Source organism: Enterobacteriaceae bacterium ESL0689 (assembly GCA_029433525.1).
Lineage (GTDB): Bacteria > Pseudomonadota > Gammaproteobacteria > Enterobacterales > Enterobacteriaceae > JAQTIF01.
This window is the reverse complement of sequence record JAQTIF010000002.1, coordinates 322,545-341,033: the sequence shown is the minus strand read 5'-3', so window position 1 is coordinate 341,033 and position 18,489 is coordinate 322,545. Positions and strand designations below refer to the sequence as shown.

General features: G+C 48.2%; 23 protein-coding genes and 1 pseudogene. 19 read left to right on the top strand and 5 right to left on the bottom strand.

Translation table 11 applies throughout. The annotated features are described in order from the left end of the window. Positions 1 to 185: 185 nt before the first annotated feature. From PT300_13390 to PT300_13380, 3 genes are read left to right on the top strand one after another with little or no spacing between them, the layout of a single operon-like run. Positions 186 to 935: a phage N-6-adenine-methyltransferase gene (locus tag PT300_13390; GenBank protein MDF7681527.1), complete on the top strand. Its 750-nt coding sequence runs from the start codon at positions 186 to 188 to the stop codon at positions 933 to 935. Positions 936 to 940: 5 nt separating this feature from the next. Then, positions 941 to 1,231: a DUF1364 domain-containing protein gene (locus PT300_13385; protein ID MDF7681526.1), complete on the top strand. Its 291-nt coding sequence runs from the start codon at positions 941 to 943 to the stop codon at positions 1,229 to 1,231. Further along, complete coding sequence (locus PT300_13380) at positions 1,231 to 1,929, top strand: bacteriophage antitermination protein Q (GenBank protein MDF7681525.1); 699 nt, start codon at positions 1,231 to 1,233, stop codon at positions 1,927 to 1,929. Before PT300_13385 ends, PT300_13380 begins: the two co-directional genes overlap by 1 nt. Before the next feature lie 579 nt (positions 1,930 to 2,508). Here PT300_13380 and PT300_13375 read toward each other — a convergent pair. The 4 genes from PT300_13375 to PT300_13360 form a co-directional block, all read right to left on the bottom strand. Beyond that, a complete protein-coding gene (locus PT300_13375; GenBank protein ID MDF7681524.1) occupies positions 2,509 to 2,769 on the bottom strand; it encodes a hypothetical protein in 261 nt (86 codons plus the stop codon). 165 nt (positions 2,770 to 2,934) lie between these two features. Beyond that, positions 2,935 to 4,248, bottom strand: a complete 1,314-nt coding sequence (locus PT300_13370; GenBank protein MDF7681523.1) for a hypothetical protein — start codon at positions 4,246 to 4,248, stop codon at positions 2,935 to 2,937. Between the two features lie 15 nt (positions 4,249 to 4,263). Further along, complete coding sequence (locus PT300_13365; GenBank protein ID MDF7681522.1) at positions 4,264 to 4,665, bottom strand: hypothetical protein; 402 nt, start codon at positions 4,663 to 4,665, stop codon at positions 4,264 to 4,266. Between the two features lie 48 nt (positions 4,666 to 4,713). Next, positions 4,714 to 4,905, bottom strand: coding sequence for a hypothetical protein (locus PT300_13360; GenBank protein MDF7681521.1), 192 nt, complete (start codon positions 4,903 to 4,905; stop codon positions 4,714 to 4,716). A 217-nt stretch (positions 4,906 to 5,122) separates the two neighbouring features. Between PT300_13360 and PT300_13355 the strand changes: the two genes are divergently transcribed. The 6 genes from PT300_13355 (at position 5,123) to PT300_13330 (ending at position 8,799) form a co-directional block, all read left to right on the top strand. Beyond that, positions 5,123 to 5,500, top strand: a complete 378-nt coding sequence (locus PT300_13355) for a phage holin family protein (GenBank protein MDF7681520.1) — start codon at positions 5,123 to 5,125, stop codon at positions 5,498 to 5,500. Next, a complete protein-coding gene (locus tag PT300_13350) occupies positions 5,497 to 5,778 on the top strand; it encodes a phage holin family protein (protein MDF7681519.1) in 282 nt (93 codons plus the stop codon). Before PT300_13355 ends, PT300_13350 begins: the two co-directional genes overlap by 4 nt. 2 nt (positions 5,779 to 5,780) lie before the next feature. Further along, on the top strand, positions 5,781 to 6,230 hold the full coding sequence (locus PT300_13345) for a lysozyme (protein ID MDF7681518.1): 450 nt from the start codon (positions 5,781 to 5,783) through the stop codon (positions 6,228 to 6,230). A 207-nt stretch (positions 6,231 to 6,437) separates the two neighbouring features. Further along, a complete protein-coding gene (locus tag PT300_13340; protein ID MDF7681517.1) occupies positions 6,438 to 6,647 on the top strand; it encodes a lysis system o-spanin lipoprotein Rz1 in 210 nt (69 codons plus the stop codon). Positions 6,648 to 6,775: 128 nt separating this feature from the next. Beyond that, positions 6,776 to 7,096 carry a hypothetical protein gene (locus PT300_13335; GenBank protein MDF7681516.1) on the top strand — a complete coding sequence of 107 codons (321 nt, stop codon included), beginning with the start codon at positions 6,776 to 6,778 and terminating at the stop codon, positions 7,094 to 7,096. Between the two features lie 272 nt (positions 7,097 to 7,368). Beyond that, positions 7,369 to 8,799, top strand: coding sequence for a site-specific DNA-methyltransferase (locus PT300_13330; protein ID MDF7681515.1), 1,431 nt, complete (start codon positions 7,369 to 7,371; stop codon positions 8,797 to 8,799). Here PT300_13330 and PT300_13325 read toward each other — a convergent pair. Beyond that, the gene (locus PT300_13325) at positions 8,796 to 9,020 is read right to left on the bottom strand and encodes a hypothetical protein (GenBank protein MDF7681514.1); all 225 of its coding nucleotides are present in this window, start codon (positions 9,018 to 9,020) and stop codon (positions 8,796 to 8,798) included. The genes PT300_13330 and PT300_13325 overlap by 4 nt on opposite strands. A gap of 123 nt (positions 9,021 to 9,143) precedes the next feature. Here PT300_13325 and PT300_13320 point away from each other — a divergent pair, with 123 nt between their 5' ends. The 10 genes and pseudogenes from PT300_13320 (at position 9,144) to PT300_13275 (ending at position 18,481) form a co-directional block, all read left to right on the top strand. Further along, the gene (locus PT300_13320) at positions 9,144 to 9,356 is read left to right on the top strand and encodes a hypothetical protein (GenBank protein ID MDF7681513.1); all 213 of its coding nucleotides are present in this window, start codon (positions 9,144 to 9,146) and stop codon (positions 9,354 to 9,356) included. A gap of 3 nt (positions 9,357 to 9,359) precedes the next feature. Beyond that, entirely contained in the window at positions 9,360 to 10,358 is a 999-nt protein-coding gene (locus PT300_13315) for a terminase small subunit (GenBank protein ID MDF7681512.1), read from the top strand. Then, positions 10,358 to 11,830, top strand: coding sequence for a terminase (locus PT300_13310; GenBank protein ID MDF7681511.1), 1,473 nt, complete (start codon positions 10,358 to 10,360; stop codon positions 11,828 to 11,830). Before PT300_13315 ends, PT300_13310 begins: the two co-directional genes overlap by 1 nt. A gap of 79 nt (positions 11,831 to 11,909) precedes the next feature. After that, positions 11,910 to 13,262: a DUF1073 domain-containing protein gene (locus PT300_13305; protein MDF7681510.1), complete on the top strand. Its 1,353-nt coding sequence runs from the start codon at positions 11,910 to 11,912 to the stop codon at positions 13,260 to 13,262. Further along, a pseudogene (locus PT300_13300) lies at positions 13,225 to 14,205 on the top strand (phage minor head protein). The gene PT300_13305 and the pseudogene PT300_13300 overlap by 38 nt, the downstream one beginning before the upstream one ends. A gap of 748 nt (positions 14,206 to 14,953) precedes the next feature. Further along, positions 14,954 to 15,121, top strand: a complete 168-nt coding sequence (locus PT300_13295) for a hypothetical protein (protein MDF7681509.1) — start codon at positions 14,954 to 14,956, stop codon at positions 15,119 to 15,121. Between the two features lies 1 nt (position 15,122). Then, complete coding sequence (locus PT300_13290) at positions 15,123 to 15,470, top strand: hypothetical protein (protein MDF7681508.1); 348 nt, start codon at positions 15,123 to 15,125, stop codon at positions 15,468 to 15,470. 80 nt (positions 15,471 to 15,550) lie between these two features. Continuing rightward, entirely contained in the window at positions 15,551 to 16,951 is a 1,401-nt protein-coding gene (locus PT300_13285) for a DUF2213 domain-containing protein (GenBank protein MDF7681507.1), read from the top strand. A gap of 3 nt (positions 16,952 to 16,954) precedes the next feature. Further along, the gene (locus PT300_13280) at positions 16,955 to 17,392 is read left to right on the top strand and encodes a hypothetical protein (GenBank protein MDF7681506.1); all 438 of its coding nucleotides are present in this window, start codon (positions 16,955 to 16,957) and stop codon (positions 17,390 to 17,392) included. A gap of 12 nt (positions 17,393 to 17,404) precedes the next feature. Further along, positions 17,405 to 18,481 carry a DUF6260 family protein gene (locus PT300_13275; GenBank protein MDF7681505.1) on the top strand — a complete coding sequence of 359 codons (1,077 nt, stop codon included), beginning with the start codon at positions 17,405 to 17,407 and terminating at the stop codon, positions 18,479 to 18,481. Positions 18,482 to 18,489 lie beyond the last annotated feature (8 nt).

Sequence of the window (18,489 nt, the reverse complement as noted above, 5' to 3'; positions counted from 1 at the left end):
AACAGCAACCGTTCGATCTGAAAATACCCGAACACCTGGGCAATTGTGTTTTTTGTGTCAAAAAAGGCGTTAATAAAATTGCTCTCGCCGCCCGTGACGAACCTGAAATGGCTGCTGAATTCTGGCAGTTGATCACCTCTCCTGACGTCCGGATTGTGGAACGTCGCCAGCAGGAAAACAAAATTATGTACCGGAATAATAATTCTCTGGAGAGCGTTATCGCGCTGTTTTCAGGTTACTCACGGGAGGAGCTGGCTGCAACTATCAGAAACAGAGGTGGCGAGGAATCCGGATCGTGCACAGAGAGCTGCGAATTTATTTCAGCAGAGGACATAACAGAGGAAACTACAGAAGGACAGGGCGAGCAGATTGTGGTGGAGGCTCGCTCCTGTTTTGGTGGCAGCAACACCCCGACACCACTGCGCAATCTCTGGAAAACTCCACCGGAGATATTTGCTGCGCTAAACGCTGAATTTATATTTCAGTTAGACGCTGCCGCCTCCGCCTATAACGCACTGTGCCACAAATTTATTACCGCAGAACAAAACACACTGATCACACCGTGGAGCGATTATCTGAGCACAGGCTACGTCTGGCTGAATCCGCCCTACAGCAATATCGCCCCGTTTATACGCAAAGCGGCAGAGGAAAATAAAAATCACCAAATCGGCACCGTCGCGCTGTTGCCTGCTGATACCTCGGTTGGCTGGTTCAGGGAGGCTATTCAGACGGCCAGTGAGGTGCGGTTTATTACAGGTGGACGACTGTCGTTTATTAACCCTGAAACCGGTAAACCAGTCAACGGTAACAATAAAGGATCTCTGCTGGTTATCTGGCACCCGTACCCGCGCACGCACTGCCGGTTTACAACTGTGGAACGTGACGAATTACTAAATTTTGGGAAAAAATTTTTATCCCGCCTGGGGGCAGCATGAGTCGAGTGATCAACCTCAGGAACGCAGCGCGTGGCCGCGAATGTACCGTTCGTATTCCGGGTACGTGTAATCACAATCCTGAAACCAGCGTATTAGCTCACTATCGACTGGCTGGCACCTGTGGTATCGCCTGTAAACCCGACGATTTACAGGCGGCTATTGCCTGTAGTGCGTGCCACGACCTGATAGACGGCAGAACGAAATCCATTGAATACACCCGCGAGGAACTGAGACTGTTTCACGCTGAGGGGGTGTTACGCACACAGGAAATCTGGAAAAAAGAGGGTTTTATCTGATGGATCTGCAATTAATTGAGTATGCCAGGATTGAGCTTACCCGCGCATTAATGAATAACTTAGGTAAAACGAAAGGGCAGTTACAGGCTTTCAGTGAGCATCCACTAGCGGAGAAAGGCTACTTTCCGCGCAAACAGATCCACATGATTGAATTTGACGACGGTAGAAGAGTTAAAGCTCTAAATTCATCGCTATATGTGCTGGAGACGCGCAGTAGACGCAGGCCAATGCCTCTGATAAACGATTATGAGTTTGCTGGAGCACCGTGGCGCCGCGCTGTTAATTTTCTACCTGAGTATGAACAGGCATGGCTTCGCTATTGTTATGGTTTCGATCTGACGTTCCGGTATCAGACGCTGATTTGCGAAATAATCTGGAATAGACATCAAAAATATTTGCCAGCAGGCCTGCTGAATAAAACTAAAAGACGGTTAACTGCGTTAATCTGGCTTGCCGCACAGGATGTTGCCGCCACCCGAAGCAACAACACATACAAAGAGTATGCCGGAGCGGCGTTGGCCAGGCTAATGAGCGTAAATTCTTCAACATGGCTTCGTGTCTATGCACCCCATTGGGCAAAGTTTAAACGTGCGTTCGCCGAACTGGACACAGACGCATTGCAACACACTCTTGATCATTATTGTGAAAAATTTCCAGAAGAAATTGAATTGACGCTATTGCAAAATGCAACGAAATAAGCCATATTTAACGTAAATTTGATATTATGCCATATTTATAAGAGCCCGCCTTTGAGCGGGTTTTTTGCCCCTGGTGCCCAAAAATGAGGTGCCGGGGTATTGGTGCTGAACTGGAACGAGAGAGATTTGAGCAGACAGTAACGGAGATTCGGGAAAACTAGCGGCGTATCCCCGCCGAAGCGGGGAACAATCTGAAACAACTAAAAAAGATTAGTTGCATTCGGTTCAACCCCGCTGACGCGGGGAACAAAAATCTCACTGAAAAGGCCAGTGTTGATCGGTTCATCCCTGCTAACGCAGGGAATGTCAAAAACATATATTCATGATGGCTGTAAATCAATAAATTTTTTTCAGATTCAGCGCCATAACGTGTGATATGTGATCGCTATCTAAAATTCAGTTCTGCTTTTATCCCGGCAGGGGAATATTCCGACGCGGACTGTACAGAATATGATTAACAACAATAAAATCTTTGTTGAGCCACTCAGTCACCTGCTGGCGTCTCACTCCTGCGGCTCTGGCAAAGGCGGACTGTGATCCGCCGTAATTTATATTAATGTATTCACTCAGGGGCATGAATTATTCCACTGATTCCAGAGATTCGGCTTCCTGTTTTGTGCATGCTACACCGTCGATATACTCCCAGGTGATATACAGACCGCCTTCTGAATCAACCAGGTCAATCAGTGCCTGAGTTGCCGGGTGAATATCAAGACCAGCAATATCTCCTGAAGTCCATTCTTTAGCGTCTTCGATTGCTTCATCTTTAGTTTTACCAGTACCAGAAATGGCATAACCTTCCTGTACAACAACAAAACCTGCTGATTTAATTTTGCTCATTTTTATGTCCTTTTATCGGTTGGTGTGTTTTGTTTCAATGAAGATATAGTAAGGCTGTCAGATATAAATGTAAAGTGTTTTTGGGTACAAATATAATAAAACTTGATATAAATCATATTTTACGCAATAAATGATGTAACCTGCCCTTTCAGGCAGGTTTTTACATTATTTCTGTGTGGCTGTTTTTTTGGGGCTGCCCCGCTTTTTAGCTTTTTTTTCAGGGATCGCCTTTTTGTAAGTTTCCTTACAGACGTCACGGTAAAACTGCGTTGTTGCCTCGTCGAGCCCTGTCGGCGGCGTTCCGGTTAACTCTCGGTAAATTTCCCGCCACCGGATACCCGCGTTGTGCAGGTTGCCAAAATATTTCCGGGTCAGTGCGTAATTGCGCTGCGTTTTTATTGGCGCGTCACCAAAGACTGACGGCATGGCCAGCACGTTATCAAGCGCTTCTGTACCCGCCTCGCCTGGCGACATTCCGCGTTCCAGAATCGAGCTGGATAAAGTGCCGATTTCGTTCGCCGCTTTTTCGTAATCGCCGCCGTTAAAACTCCTGCCCCCGTGTATAGCTGCGTACAGTTTCTGGACAACATCATGAAAAACCCGGACGTTACCTGTCCACTGCCAGCGGGGAGGTATATGGAATGAGAACAGACTCAGGTTAAATAGTTTACCCTGTGGGTTATCCAGCCCTAAGAAACGCACTCTGTCACCCTCTACAGCGTTACGCGCGATAACCTGCGGCGGGGTGGAGTATTCTGCGTCAGCGATATTTGCTATTGCGTAAAACTCCGTTTTCCAGCCCGGAAACGACGCCTGATTCCCGCTGCGCTCTGTGCTGGCGTGCGGGTTATTCATGTAATCCTGTTTAACTGGCCTGACGTGGATTTCTGAATAGCAGTTATCCGTTTTACCGCAAATCTGACACTGACAGGATTTTCCTGAGTGAACCGGTTTCAGGTAAACCGGAGAGGAAAAATAACAGGCCAGGGTTTCCGGTGTTGTGGGTAACTGATTGCGGGTAATCAGTTCGCCGACAGTTTCAGCGTCAACGATATACAGATTTCTGTTTGAGGCACGACCCGGACTGTAACCGCGCCCTCCAGCCCCGACCAGCTGAGTGTACGCCCAGGCGACAGCCGGGTAGCAGCACGGACAGACGGCAGCAGGCAAACGATCGCGTTTCAGGAAAAAATCACCGTTGCGTTTGATGGTTTTATGTCCTGGACTGTTAATAAATATTTTAGCTATCGGGTGTCGGTCATTGTCGCTAACGGCCTTATCCGTGTTGAGATATTCCGTCTCTCCGTCCGGGTGGTTCCCCAGTGCGATCAACAGCATCAGGGTGGCAAAATTGATTTCGGCGTGCAGATAGTCAATCGCGTTAACCGGCAGATTTCTGGCCTCTGCCAGAGTAACGTGACGGCTGTTATAGTTCCTGTCGCGGATTAAGATCCACGGATCGCGTTTTAAATCCAGCATAAATCACTCCTGTGTTTATTGCTGTTTATCAGCATTAGCCCATTTTCTGGCGATTTCTTCAAAATCGGATATCCAGTTTTCGTCAGAAACCGCGTTCCTGATTTCGTCAATCGCTGCCTGTTTACTCTGCCAGTCAGGGAAATTATACCGGTCAGTAATTTCGGTTATTTTTTCAGTCGTCATTTCGTTACGGGTGATCCTGTCACTGTTAACCAGGTCAGCCGCCGCCTGAATTTTTTCTGTTTCGTCCCGTAGCGCATATAACAGGCGGGACGAAATACGAGCCGGGACAGTTTTCCCCGATACGTAATTACGGATTGTACGGTAAGAGATCCCCAGCGCACGGGCTGCTGGTGACTGCCAGTTTTTTCCGTAGAGTAATTCACCGACTGCAATAAGTTTTTCTGTGTTGTTCACGGTGATGATTCCTGTGGTTAAAAGCCCCACCGGAGTGGGGCATATTTTTTAGTAATTCTGGAAACAGGTTTCTGTGAAACGTTCGCTTTCTTCGTCAACCTGGATGTCTGAAGCGTATTCAACGTCGTATCCAGCCGCAATAGCCTGTTCTTTAACGTAATCGAAGAATTTTTTAGCTTCGTTAGCGTCCATATCGAAACGGGCTTCTGGATCGTAGGTGTTGATAGTGATTGTAGTCATTTTGTAGTCCTCTTGTTTGGTTATTTGTCTGTGTAGTGCTCTTGTCTTGCTGTGAAATAACTATACCAAACAGGGGGAACGCTTTGCAAGCATTTTTTCATAAAAAATATGAAAAACAGTTTAATTGATGTTCGTTTTTTCCGGTGTCGATTCAGTTCGTTAACCGGTTCGCAGATTTATCAGCCTGAGAGATTTTATCAATAACCAGGAGGTTATAGTGTCCGATCCTGTATCCGGTACTACGTTAGCCGGAGGTGCGCTCACGGGTGCCAGTCTGTACGGGCTGCTGACCGGCACCGATTACGGTGTGGTTTTTGGCGCGTTTGCGGGTGCGGTGTTCTATATCGCGTCAGCCGCAGATCTGAGTGCCGTTCGTCGTGTGGCCTATTTTGTCGTGTCGTTTATTGCCGGTGTGCTGTGTGCCGGGTTGCTGGGGTCAAAACTGGCGACCTGGACGGGCTACAGCGATAAACCACTGGATGCGCTCGCAGCGGTGATTATTGCCGCGCTGGCGGTAAAAATCCTGGCGTTTGTTAACAGTCAGGATATTGGCTCACTGGTGGCGCTGATTACGCGCCGGGGAGGAAACAGGTGATTACTGACGTGACCGCAACAATTAACTCGCTGCTCTGCACGGGTGTAATTATCACGCTGCTGTTTTACCGGCGTAGTGAAACCAGCCGTCACCGCCTGTGGATCTCCCGGCTGGCGGGCACAATACTGGTGGCCTACGGTAGCGTTCCGCTGGCCTATCTGTGTGGAATTTATCCACAATCCTCGTGGCCGATTGTCCTGGCCAATCTGTTAGTTTTGATTTCACTACTGTCTGTACGCGGTAACGTGGCGCGGCTGGTGGATTTGCTGAGGCAATAATCGTGCAAATATCAGAAAACGGACTCGGACTGATTAAACAGTTTGAGGATTGTCGTCTGTTCGCGTATCCCGATCCGGGGACCGGACGTGAACCCTGGACAATTGGCTACGGCTGGACACAATCGGTAGACGGCAAACCGATCAAACCCGGACTGAGGATTGACCAGGAAACAGCCGAGCGGTTATTACGCTGCGGTGTGGTGCAGTTTGAGCAGGCGGTTAATAAACTGGTGCGGGTACGGCTGAATCAGAACCAGTTCGACGCGCTGGTGTCGTTCACCTATAACGTCGGGCAGCGCTCGTTCTCGTCCTCCACGCTACTGAAACGTCTGAATCAGGGGGATTACGCAGGTGCTGCGCGTGAATTTGCCCGCTGGAATAAATCAGGCGGTCGTGTGCTGGCCGGACTGACTAAACGGCGTGAGGCAGAGCGTGCTCTGTTTGTATCGTGAACTGGCGTAATCAACTGGCAATCGTGGCCGTGTGTGGTGTGGCTGTCTGTTCGGCAGTCTACTATCACGGCAAATACGCCGAGGAACGGGAACGTGCAAACACAGCAGAAAACAACCTCAGGCTGGCGAACGATACCATCACCGATATGGCGCGACGCGAGCGTGACGCTGCCGCGCTCGACGCTAAATATACACAGGAGTTATCAATTGCGAACGCTGAAAACGATTCTCTGCGCCAGCGTCTGGCTGCTGGTGGCCGGGTGCGGGTCGCGGGTAAATGCCCCGCTGTGCCAGCCACTACCCAAGCCACCAGCCCCCCCGGCGTGGGCCATGATGCCAGCGTCGAACTCACTGCAAGTGCTGGATCAAACGTTCTCGATATCCGGGCAGGGATTATCAGAGACCAGACAGCCCTGAGAGCGCTACAGGAATATATCAATATGCAGTGTCTGAAATAGGCTGAATTATTAAAATTAGTAACATTAATGTTTTATTTGTTAAATACATATGTATAATGTTTCCTCTTTATATAAAAGGAAGACTTAATGATTATTGAAGACATTAAAGTTCTGTATGTAACAGATAAAGATAATATCTTGCCAATTCGTTATGATGTAATTAAATCTGATGACAATACTTGCCATGTAAAGTGTTTTATCGAAAAAAATAATGCTGATGGATTTAGTGCAATTTTGGTCGAAAATTTTAAAATAACGGTTGAAGATTATAAAAAAGAATGTGTAAGTAGCAGTTTCCAACAAACTGTTTTATCAGATTATAAACCAACATCTGATGCTTTCATTAACAGAAAGCTTCAGGAGCATCGCAATAAACTTAATTTAGAAACTGGCAAGGCAATTTCTTAAGTCGGATTTAAGCACCATAGCCTCGCAATCGCGGGGCTTTTTTGTATCTGCTGGTCATTACAGAGTTCACTAAATCAAGTGGTCTCGATAATGACTAACTGAAGATCCCGCTGCCCGCCCAGGGCATTGTCTGAGGAGTGTCAGAGAGAGAAATGGGCGACTACCAGCAGTTAGCGCTACTGGTAGCCATCATACCCATACACCTGGTCATGAGTATAACCGAGGCCCACCCGCTCTCGAGAGCCGGGCTAGTTTATCGGAATATCCGAAAAATGACCAAAAAAAACGATCCTGAAAAACTTGAAATTATTTATAAACCAGCCAGCGAGCTGATTTTGTACGCACGAAATGCGCGTTTGCACAGTGACGCTCAGATAAAACTGATTGTTAACAGTATCCGGAGGTTTGGCTGGACGAACCCAGTGTTGATTGACGAGCGCGGAGAGATTATCGCCGGACACGGGCGCGTTATGGCCGCAGAGGAGGCAGCGATTGAACAAATCCCCTGTATTGTCCTGTGCGGACTCAGTGAGGACGAGAAAAGAGCCTATCGCCTGGCCGACAACAAGATCCCGCTCAATTCCGGTTGGGATGAAGATCTGTTAAAAATCGAACTAACTGATTTGCTGGATAGTAATTTTGATATTGATCTCACAGGGTTTAGCCAGTCAGAAATTGACGATCTACTAGATACTGCAGCGGATTCGGTAGGAGGTGAATCGAGAACTGGTAATCTGTCAGAAAAATTTCTTGTTCCGCCGTTTTCAGTGCTCAACGCCCGCGAAGGCTGGTGGCAGGAACGCAAACAAAACTGGATTTCAATTGGTATACAGTCAGAATCGGGTCGTGATAGCGAGCTGTTATTCAATAAATCCTCACAAAGTGGCGCGGTTTACGATAAGAAAAATGCGTATGAGGCAAAGATTGGCAGAACGGTAAGCTGGAATGAATTTTTCCAGGCTCATCCCGATTTGCAAACGTTGCCGACGACCAGCATTTTCGACCCGGTAATTTGTGAACTGGCCTACCGTTGGTTTTCGCCTGAGGGCGGGGTGGTAGTTGATCCATTTGCCGGTGGTTCTGTGCGGGGCATAGTTGCTGCGAAACTTGGGCGGCAATACCTGGGCTGCGATTTGAGGGCCGAACAGGTTGACGCGAATCGTCAACAGTGGGATCAGATTGATTCTGAGGGCAGTATTGCACCGTGCTGGCACTGCGGAGACAGTAGAAATATACACAAACACCTCACAGGGACGCAGGCTGATTTTTTGTTTAGCTGCCCGCCGTATGCGGATCTGGAGGTTTATTCTGACGACCCTGCTGATATTTCAACGCTGGTTTACCCGGAGTTTATCAGTGCCTATCGTGAGATCGTAAAAAACGCATTATCGCTGCTGAAAAACGACAGATTCGCGTGTTTTGTCGTGGGTGAGGTACGTGATAAACAGGGGTTTTACCGTAATTTTGTTAGTGACACGGTGGCAGCGTTTCGTGACGCTGGTGCAGAGTATTATAACGAGGCTATCCTCGTCACCCAGGCGGGTAGTCTGCCAGTCCGTGCTGGCAAAATGTTTTCAGCCAGCCGCAAACTCGGTAAAACACATCAGAACGTACTGGTGTTTGTAAAAGGTGATCCCCGTAAAGCGGTAGAAGCCTGTGGTGAAGTTGATACCACTGATATTTTCCCTGACGAGTCAGATTAAAGACGATATTTTGCTTTTAAAGCGTTAACACCGGCAGAAATCAATAATGCTGGATCTCTCCCCAACTGTATTTGAAACTCTGGACGTAGCACGGCCTCTCTGGCCCGTGTGATGGTTTTCGCTTCATTACCCAGGCGGGGAAAACTTCCGGCGAGTTTGATAGCCGCTTCCCACTCGTTTTTACTGGCCAGTTCCCTGAGAACGTCGATTTTTTTCCGCATGGCGTTTTCCTCCGTTTGTTCTTATCTGGACGATAGCGGAGTCGCCGCCCCTGTTCGAGGGGGACGGGGGAAAATAAACTGGATTCACTAAAACCAAAAATAGAGGCGTTAGCCGCCCGTTTTCTGAACGAGCAGCAGATTGCTGACGTGCTCGATATTTCACTGGACGAACTGAAACAGGACAGAGAAAAAATATCTCTATTTAGAGAGACAGTCAGAAAGGGACGGGCAAAAGGCGAGGCCGAATTAAGAGGCGTGCTATACAAGCTCGCTAAAAACGGTGATATACAAGCCTACAGCGAATTGCTGAGGCGGGAGAGAAAAACAGGAAAATAATCTATGAATAAGCAGCCGGACGAGGGGGCAATCGAGCGTGATTTCTGTGCTGGTGTGCTTTCCCTCCAGGCTGTGGCGGATAAGTACGGAATCACGATAAAAGCCCTGCGTTACATGGCCGGTAAAAAGGGCTGGGTAAGGGCAAAAGGATCCGGGGCAAAATCAGGACAAAAAAACGGGGCAAAAAATAATTCTGCCCCAAAAAAAACAGCCCCAATACATCCACAGAATACGGATGAACGGTCACCTGAAAGCGAGCAAATTTCAACCGTAAAAATAATGCACCATGATGATATTGATCTGGCGCTTGATCCTGATGAGTTCGGGCTAACCGAGAAAGAGGCACTCTTTGCCTGGGGTTATGTCAAGACCAATAGCAGGATAGGGGGATACCGATTTGCCGGGTATCGCGATACGAATAAAAATACGGCTTATGTTGAAGCGAGCAGACTGTATAGGAAACCTAAGATTGCCCGCGCTATCCGCGAACTAAAGAACCGGATAAGAAAACGCTACACCGCCGACCTGGACGAGATTGTTGATCAGCTCGTCGCAATCACCCGCGCTGACCCTAACGCATTGACACAATACCGCCGCGTTAACTGCCGCTATTGCTGGGGGGGAAATCATCTGTACCAGTGGCGGGATATTCAGGAGTTTGACCGGGCTGCTGAAAAAGCGGCGAAAGACGGCAAACCGGAGCCTGAATACGGCGGGGTTGGATTTGTTTCTAACGCTGACCCGAATCCTGATTGTCCACGCTGCCACGGTGAAGGCGAGGGACAGATATTAATAGGCGATACCCGCGATCTGGACGTCAACGAGTACGCCAGTTTTCTCGGCGTTAAACAGACTAAAAACGGGATCGAGATTTTAACCGAGGATAAAAAAGCGGCGCGGCAGATGTTGATCCAGTTACTCACCAAAGCCGACAGCATGGCGGACAATTCTGCCGTTAAGCAGATCTCCAATCTTATGGACGAATTATCTCAGGGTGCGTGATGAATCCCGAACACCTTAAATTGTTGTCTGATAAAGACTGGCGACTTAATAACCTTTACTGGATTACCGATAAAGAGGGCAAGACCGTTCGGTTCAGAATGACGCCTGAACAGCGGGAATATTTTGAGGGTATCCACACTCGCAATATTATCCTGAAAGCCCGCCAGCTTGGTTTTACTACCGAGGTGTGCATTATCCAGCTCGACGCGGCATTGTTCGAATCAGCAAAATGTGCCCTCATCGCTCACACACTAAATGACGCAAAACGCCTGTTCCGGGAAAAGGTCAAATTTGCCTACGACCGGTTGCCAGAAGCGATTAAAGCGGCGAACCCGGCAAGCAATGACGCTGCTGGTGAGCTGGTATTCAAAAAAGGTGGATCTCTCTACGTCAGCACGTCATTTCGTGGCGGTACGCTGCGCTATTTGCACGTTTCCGAGTTTGGCAAGATATGCGCCAAATACCCGGATAAAGCCCGTGAAATCGTTACTGGCGCATTTGAGGCGGTCTCGACAGGTTGTTTTGCGACTATTGAGAGCACAGCCGAGGGGCGGGCAGGATATTTTTTTGATTACTGCCAGACAGCAGAAAAATCACAGCTGCAGGGAAAACCTCTTTCCCCGCTTGACTGGAAATTCTTCTTTTTCCCCTGGTGGCAAAATCCGCAGTATGCCATCGATCCTATAGAGCCGCTACCGCAGCGCCTGGTTGATTATTTCGCTGAAATAGAGGCGAAACACGGCATTGTCGTTAATGAGCGGCAGAAAGCATGGTATTACGCTAAAGAAAAGACCCTCGGCGACGATATGCGCCGCGAATACCCCAGCATACCGGCCGAGGCATTTCAGCAGTCCGTTGAGGGTGCGTACTACGCCAAACAATTCCGCTGGCTCTATACCAATAAACGGATCGGAAAAATTCCCGACAATTCACACCTCCCGGTTCACACGTTCTGGGATATCGGTGTGGGTGACTCAACAGCGATCTGGTTCGTTCGCGAGGTGGGAAATGAGTTTCACATCATCGATTACTACGAAAATTCAGGCGAAGGGTTGCGGCATTACATGAAAGTGCTGAAAGAGCGCGGCTACGAGTACGGCGAGCACTGGGGTCCGCACGATATCGATAACCGTGAATTTGGTGCTGACGCTAAATCACGCCGTGAACTGGCTCAGGAGGGGTACGAGATTGACGGGCAGATTTACAGCATGACGTTCCAGGTTGTGCCAAAGGTCGGCGTGGATACCGGAATTGAATCAGTGCGTGAAATCCTCCCCTCCTGTGTATTCGATGAGGAAAAATGCGCCGAGGGGATATCACACCTCGAAGCGTACCGCAAAGAATGGGATGACAAACACGGCTGCTGGAAAGATAAGCCGCTCCACGACTTCACCTCTCACGGCGCTGATGGTTTCCGCTATTTTGCTGTAGCGAAAAACAATCACAAACAAGTCGGCGCAGTCTTTTTCTGAGGATTTTATTGTGAACGAATTAAGCGCGGGGGAACAATTCCTCGTAAATGCTGTTGCCGATATAGTTGGCCGACAGCGAATGCTCTATGCCGGGCGTAACGGCAACGTCAAGCGCACAAAATTGTGGGACGAGTTCGGCTATCCCGACACGCTGACGTTCGCCGATTTTTATCGTCAGTATCGTCGCGGATCAACTGGGTTTGCCGCCGTTCACAAACTGCTGGATTCGTGCTGGATAGACAAACCAACAATTATCGACGGTGACGAGGCCAGGGAGTCAACCAAAACAACCCCCTGGGAAAAATCCGTCACGAAACTGATAAAAAAACACTGGTCAAAAATTGAGGATGCCGATCGCCGAAATATGATTGGCCGCTATTCTGCTCTCCTTATCCAGGTGAGAGACAATCGCGACTGGAAAGAGCCTGTCGATGTTGAGGCGGTAAAAAGACTCGGCAGCAAGGCGCTTGTGAAGCTGATCCCCGCCTGGGAGCCTCAGATTAAGCCCGGAAATCTTGATATTGATACCTGGTCGGAAACATACGGCCAGCCTGTCAGTTATCAGTTTGACGAGCAGCCGATAGGTGACGAGGGAACGTATAGCAGCCCGCGCACAGTGCAGGTTCATCCTGATCGCATCATCATTCTTTGTGAGGGTTCCGAAGACGATAATATTTTGTCTGGTATCCCGCTCCTTGAGGCTGGATATAACGACCTGCTGGATATCGAGAAGACCAAAGGCGGGAGCGCTGAGGGATTTTTGAAAAACGCCAGTCGCCAGTTGGGGATTGCGTTCGATAAAGATGTCAGTATGGCCATGCTGAAAGATCAGGCTGAAAAAGCCGGATTTAAAGATCTTGGCGAGGCACTTGACGAAAAAGTTCGCAAAATCAACCGGGGGACAGATGCGGCTCTGGTGATGCAGGCGGGGACGCCGTCTGTGTTATCTGTTGCAGCAGCCGACCCCACACCTGGCTGGATAGTTTCAGCAAATCAGTTTGCGGCCACAATTCAATGCCCGTTCAATATTTTATTTGGTAAACAAACCGGCAATCTCGCGTCGGAGGAGGACAAAACCGCCTGGGCCAATCGTTGCAACAAGCGGCGCTGGGGGTTTTTGTCAGACGTAATCACACGAGTGATAGAGCGGTTCTGGACTATCGGAATTATTGAGCCTCCGAAGTCAGGGGAAATATCCTTGGCCTGGTCTGATTTGCTGGCACCGAGTGAGAAAGAAAAGCTCGCCAATATGGGGGCGTTGGCGGATGTGGCTCAGAAAACACAACAGGCGTTTGGTACACCGGCTGTTGACGAAAACGAGATCCGGGCAGTTGGCGAACTCGAACCGCGTAAACCAATGGAGCCACCAGACCCAAACAGGAAGACGATAACTGATGACCCTCTTTCCGATGACGCAGGAGCAAAAGAGTAAGATCGGCACCCCGGTAGTTCCCCGCAGTAAAACAGACCCCACTCAATCAGCCCGGCCAGTACAGAAAATGTTTTCGGATATCGAAGACCGATATCTGACAATCAAGCAGCGACTAAAAGACCTGTTCGACCAGCGATTAACAGGGCGGAATAGCGCAACCAACGGCGAGCAGATGTGGGTGCTGTGCAATAACGACAGTAAAATCCCTACGCTCTATCAGGTGAACGCCGGAACGTTTATCTACGATATGACGGCCGGGCAACTGGCCGATTTGCTGCAAATTATTCAGGCTATTCTCGATGGGTCGTTGCTGGAGGGAGGGAGTCAAAATCTGTGGGCACTGAATTATATCGCTGCAGAATACGAGCGCGGAACGCAGCAGGCACACAATAATCTGTCTGTTCAGTCTTCCGTTTACGCCAGCCAGACGATGCTACAGCAATTGCTGTCCAGTCCGGCGTATCAGAACCAGATAGCCAGTGCCTATATCAGCACGTATAGCGACTGGCAGGGGATCAGCGACGCGGCACGGGCTGATTTAGCTAACGTTATGGCGGACGCAATCGCGCGAGGTGTCAACCCGCGAGAAACAGCCAGGATTATCAGTAAGCGGCTTGATGTTTCGATGGCAAAAGCCAAGAACATCGCGCAGACCGAACAGGTTGGCTCGTTGCGTCAGGCTCAGTGGAACGAGACGGATTGGGCATCAGAGCGGCTTGGTTTAAATACGGGGCTGTTATGGCTCTCCGCACTCAAGCCGACTACGCGCCCCTGGCACGCCAGCCGTCACGGCAAAATATACACCACTAAAGAGGTTCGTGAGTTCTACTCAGTAAACAGCAACCGGTATCGCTGCTATTGTAGCCAGATACCAGTGCTGCTAAACGAGGACGGCACCTTGTTTAATCAGGGGCTGGTGGACAGGCTGGAGGCCGAGCGCAAATTGTGGGATTCTGCTGAAGATCCCGTGACAAGAACAAAAGCGCGTGATACGGAATACACGGAATATCAGCCGCCGCAGTATGAGCGCCAGAAAAACGTTACACGTGTCAATGCGTGGGCAAAGGGCAACATAGCCGAAAATGCTAAAATACCCGCTGGCAGCAATCTGGATGAGCTTAATAACTGCATGGCGTTAACTTTAGAGCTACAGGACAGATTCAGTCTTCCTAAATTGCGGTATATTGGCGGTGTTACCGGTGATACGCATTCCTATAAACGGAGCAAGGGGATGATCGGTGGTTATGCACATAGCGCAAATGCTATGCTGGTGACGAGGGAGGCATTCGATGCCAGAGAGTTACTTGAAACAGATGCTAAGGCAAGAGCTGCGGGATTCACTGCTGAGAGTCTCAAAAAAGCGGTGTCTATCGGCGGAAAAGATCTGATAGAGGCTGTTAAATCGGCTGACGCCATATCATGGCAAGCGGTATCAACGCCGAGAGGTGTGTTTGCTCATGAGTTCGGTCACGCTGTTCACAGGACGTTTCCGGAAGAACTGGATAGCGTGGCCAGAGAGGCATTTAACAAGGGGTGGCAGTACGCCCTGAGCAAATACGGACAGACGAAATATAGCGAGTACGTTGCCGAGGCGTTCTCCTTATATATCGAGGAACCCCAGCAGGCTAAGAAGCGGCTCTATCCCCCGCTCTATAAGGTATTCCAGAAAATGGACAAGGGGAAGAGAAGAAATGAAAAGTTATGAGAAAGCGCTTGCGCTGATTAACGCAGAGCCACTACCTGACAATGCTGAAGAGCAGCTTGAGGCTTTATCGGATGAAGCGGAAGGGCTGGAATTGACGATGATTAATGGTCTCGCTGAAGCGTTGTTTGAGCGGCGAAATAATCAGGAACTATAAAATGCTAATAGTTGATAGAAAAACATTTCTTTCTTTACCGGAAAACACTGTATACAGTATTAGTCACTGGACTCCGGAAACGGGCAGCACGTCAATCACCGATCTTTTCATTAAGGGGGAAACTGTTGCTGGTAATGATTATTATGAGCAAGCTATCCCCGACTTTGATTTATGTGATATTGATGAAAGATCTCATGCCATAGAGTGTTCTATAAAAGATGGCAAGTCTCTGCTTCCTGATTTCCATGTCGAACAAAGAAATGCTATGTTTGAAGAAAAACAAATGTTTGCTGTTTGGGAAAAACAGGATATTGAACAACTTATAGAAAGGCTCAAAGAGTGTTTATAATTCCTGGATTATATACTTAATATAAGGTCGCTGCGGCGACCTTTTTTAATTCCTTAAACTAACTTAATGAGAAACAGCATATGCGCTCTTGTGTACATGTGCTGTCGGTTGTTAATTCTGCTTCAAATATCACGACTGAAACTATCGATGGCGAGTCACATATTGTGATTCGTGGCATCACGCCTATCGTAGATGATATCGTGATGAATCAGAAATTGTACCCGGCAGCAGAAATAGAAAAAGCATATAAAACGCTTGAAAATAACCCGATGCCATTCGGGCATCCGAAAGTTGATGGTAAATATGTATCTGCCCACGATGTACGGGCGGTAAATAATTACCATGTTGGTGCATGGTTTCAGAATGTTAAGCACGCTAACGGCAAGGTTAGTGGCGATATGTACATTAACAGCCGTTATGCGGAAGGGAGCGAGAAGGGGAAAACTCTTGTTAACCGACTGGATGCAATGGCAGCGGGTGATAGTACCGAACCAATTCATATATCTACGGGTTTATTTTATTCTGGTATTGCCGCTAACGGAGAGTCAAAAAACAAAAAGTACAAAGAAATTGCCACCAATATGTTATTTGACCATGTTGCTATATTGCTGAATGAAGTCGGTGCAGGAACGCCGGAAGAAGGTGTTGGCATTTTTGTGAATGCAGAAGGCGGTGAGCAACAGATAGAAGTAGCACATCTTTCTGAGGGATCGGATTGCACACGTAATAACTTGTTAAACAAAGCAAAATTTTTTCTTACTAACGCCTCTAATTACTCGTTTGACGATATTCAGAGTGCCATTAACGAAAAACTCCGGGAGGGGCGTAGTTCTGATTCTTTTTTGTGGGCTGATTCAGTATGGCCGGATGTGTTTATTTATCGCGACGATTCGAAATATTTTAAACAAAAGTACCTCATTGATGAGAGCGGTAAAGCCGTTTTCGTTGGTGACCCAATAGAAGTTGTACGTAAACCAACAGAGTATGAGATTAAAACTAACGGAGAAGATGATCCGATGAAAAAAATTATTATTAACGCACTGAAAGAAGCGGGTAAGCCGACAGAAGGGAAATCTGATGCTGAACTTCTTGATGCATATAATCAGTTGGTCGCTAATAAAAAGGATAAGCCTGAAACGCCGGAAGAAAAAGCCGAGCGCGAAAAGAAAGAAAAAGAGGATAAGGAGAAAAATAAACCCAAAGAACAGGCCAGTAATTCACAACAAGCGCCGGAGTGGTTTGCCCCATTCGCTGAAAAAATAAATATTATCGAAAAGGGGTTAACCGCAAATTCTGACAAAGAAAAAAACGAAAAACGCGCGGCAGTAAAAGCAAAATTTGGGCTGGATGATATAGCTGTAAATGCTCTTGATGGTGCTGCGCTTGATGGCTTTTTTGCTCAGTGTCAGGCATCGGCGGGCTTAAACGGGGCATTCGTCCAGGTTAATAACAATAAATCATTTAGTGAAATGCCGGAGTAAAAAATGGCTAAAGACGGAAAACACGTAATACATGCAGGCGGTATTTTTTCTAATCCACAATTGCACCGTGAGGGTGCGGCGTCCGTCAATATCAAGCCGGGGACAATTGGATTTTTTAATGACGATAAAAAATTCACACCATCAGTTGCGGGTGAGGAAAATGCTATTTTGTACGTGGCTAATTACGATTATCTGCGATGCAAAACGGTGGACGATGAAATTAAGGCGGATGATTGGGTTGTCGGCATGCATCCAACGCCGGGCGTGTTTTTTAACGTTCCGGCTGTGCCGGGTGTTTATACCAAAGGCCAGCCATTATCTATATCCAGCGGTTTTGTAAAACCAAAGATCGGTAACGAAACGGTGCGCGCTTACGTCGAAGAAGACAGCGATTACACAATTACAACTGCGGGTGATCTCCTGCGTATCGTTATTAAATAAGGGGCGTAATGAATGTTTGTATTTTCTACTAAACAGGCAACCGAAACTAATAATCTTGAGGTTAATACCGCTCAATTTCGTGAGTTGGAATTTGCCCGTAACGCCAGTGCGCAGGCTGTGGCTGATTTTATTGCCCGCACTCGTTTTCGTGGTGACGCCGCCAACGCTCCGGCGCTGGATGCTGTAAATGCGGTTGACGATATTCGTCGGCTTTATCGCGCCTACGATCAGACCGTGCTTGCTGAATTTCGGCCAAATACCGAGTTTACGCTACTCAACGATTTAATGCCGCTATCCAGGTCGGTACGTCTGGAAGAATCAGTGTATGAATACGCTCGCAAAGGCGGTCGCGGCTGGGCGCACACGTCCATGTCGGGCCAGATTGGTGCAGCGCTGGACGCGAAATCCTATACGTTCGACGGCACAATGGTGCCGATCCACGATTCGGGTTTTAAATTCAACTGGCGTGATCCGGTATTCAATAAAGGCTCTGCTTTGTCCTCATTAGCCGATGCTCAGGCTGGCTCGGTTGAAGATGTTCGCCGCCAGTACGTAAAATATATCTGGAACGGATTTCGTGACTCAGCCGGGAATTTTATTAAATTCGACGACAAAGAATGGCGCGGGTTGCGCGGGGATAGTCGGGTTGCTCAAATTACACTGACGTTTGATTTCTCGACCAGTAAAGACCCTAATGCGATCCGGGAAAATGCAATATTATTGCGTGATGTGATCAAGTTGCGAAATTATCAATACGGTCAGCAGACCTGGTATGTATCCGGTGAAATTATGTCAAACTGGGAGCAGTATTTTGACGTAAGGGCACTACGCACCGTTCTGGAGGAAATTAAGAAGCTGTCTGGTATTAAAGATATCAAAGAGGACGCCGAATTGACCGGTAACCAGATCACTATTATTCCGTTAGATGTCGGTGTTATTGCGCCGATAGTTGGTCAGGCGTTCGGTACGGTTGCTGACCCTCGCCTGTATTACAACAGTGATTACGTCTGGCGCACCTGGGGGGCTGCTGGCCTGATGGTGAAACAGGATATTAACGGTCATTTTTCAGTGCTCTACGCTGCGGGTTAAGGGGATAT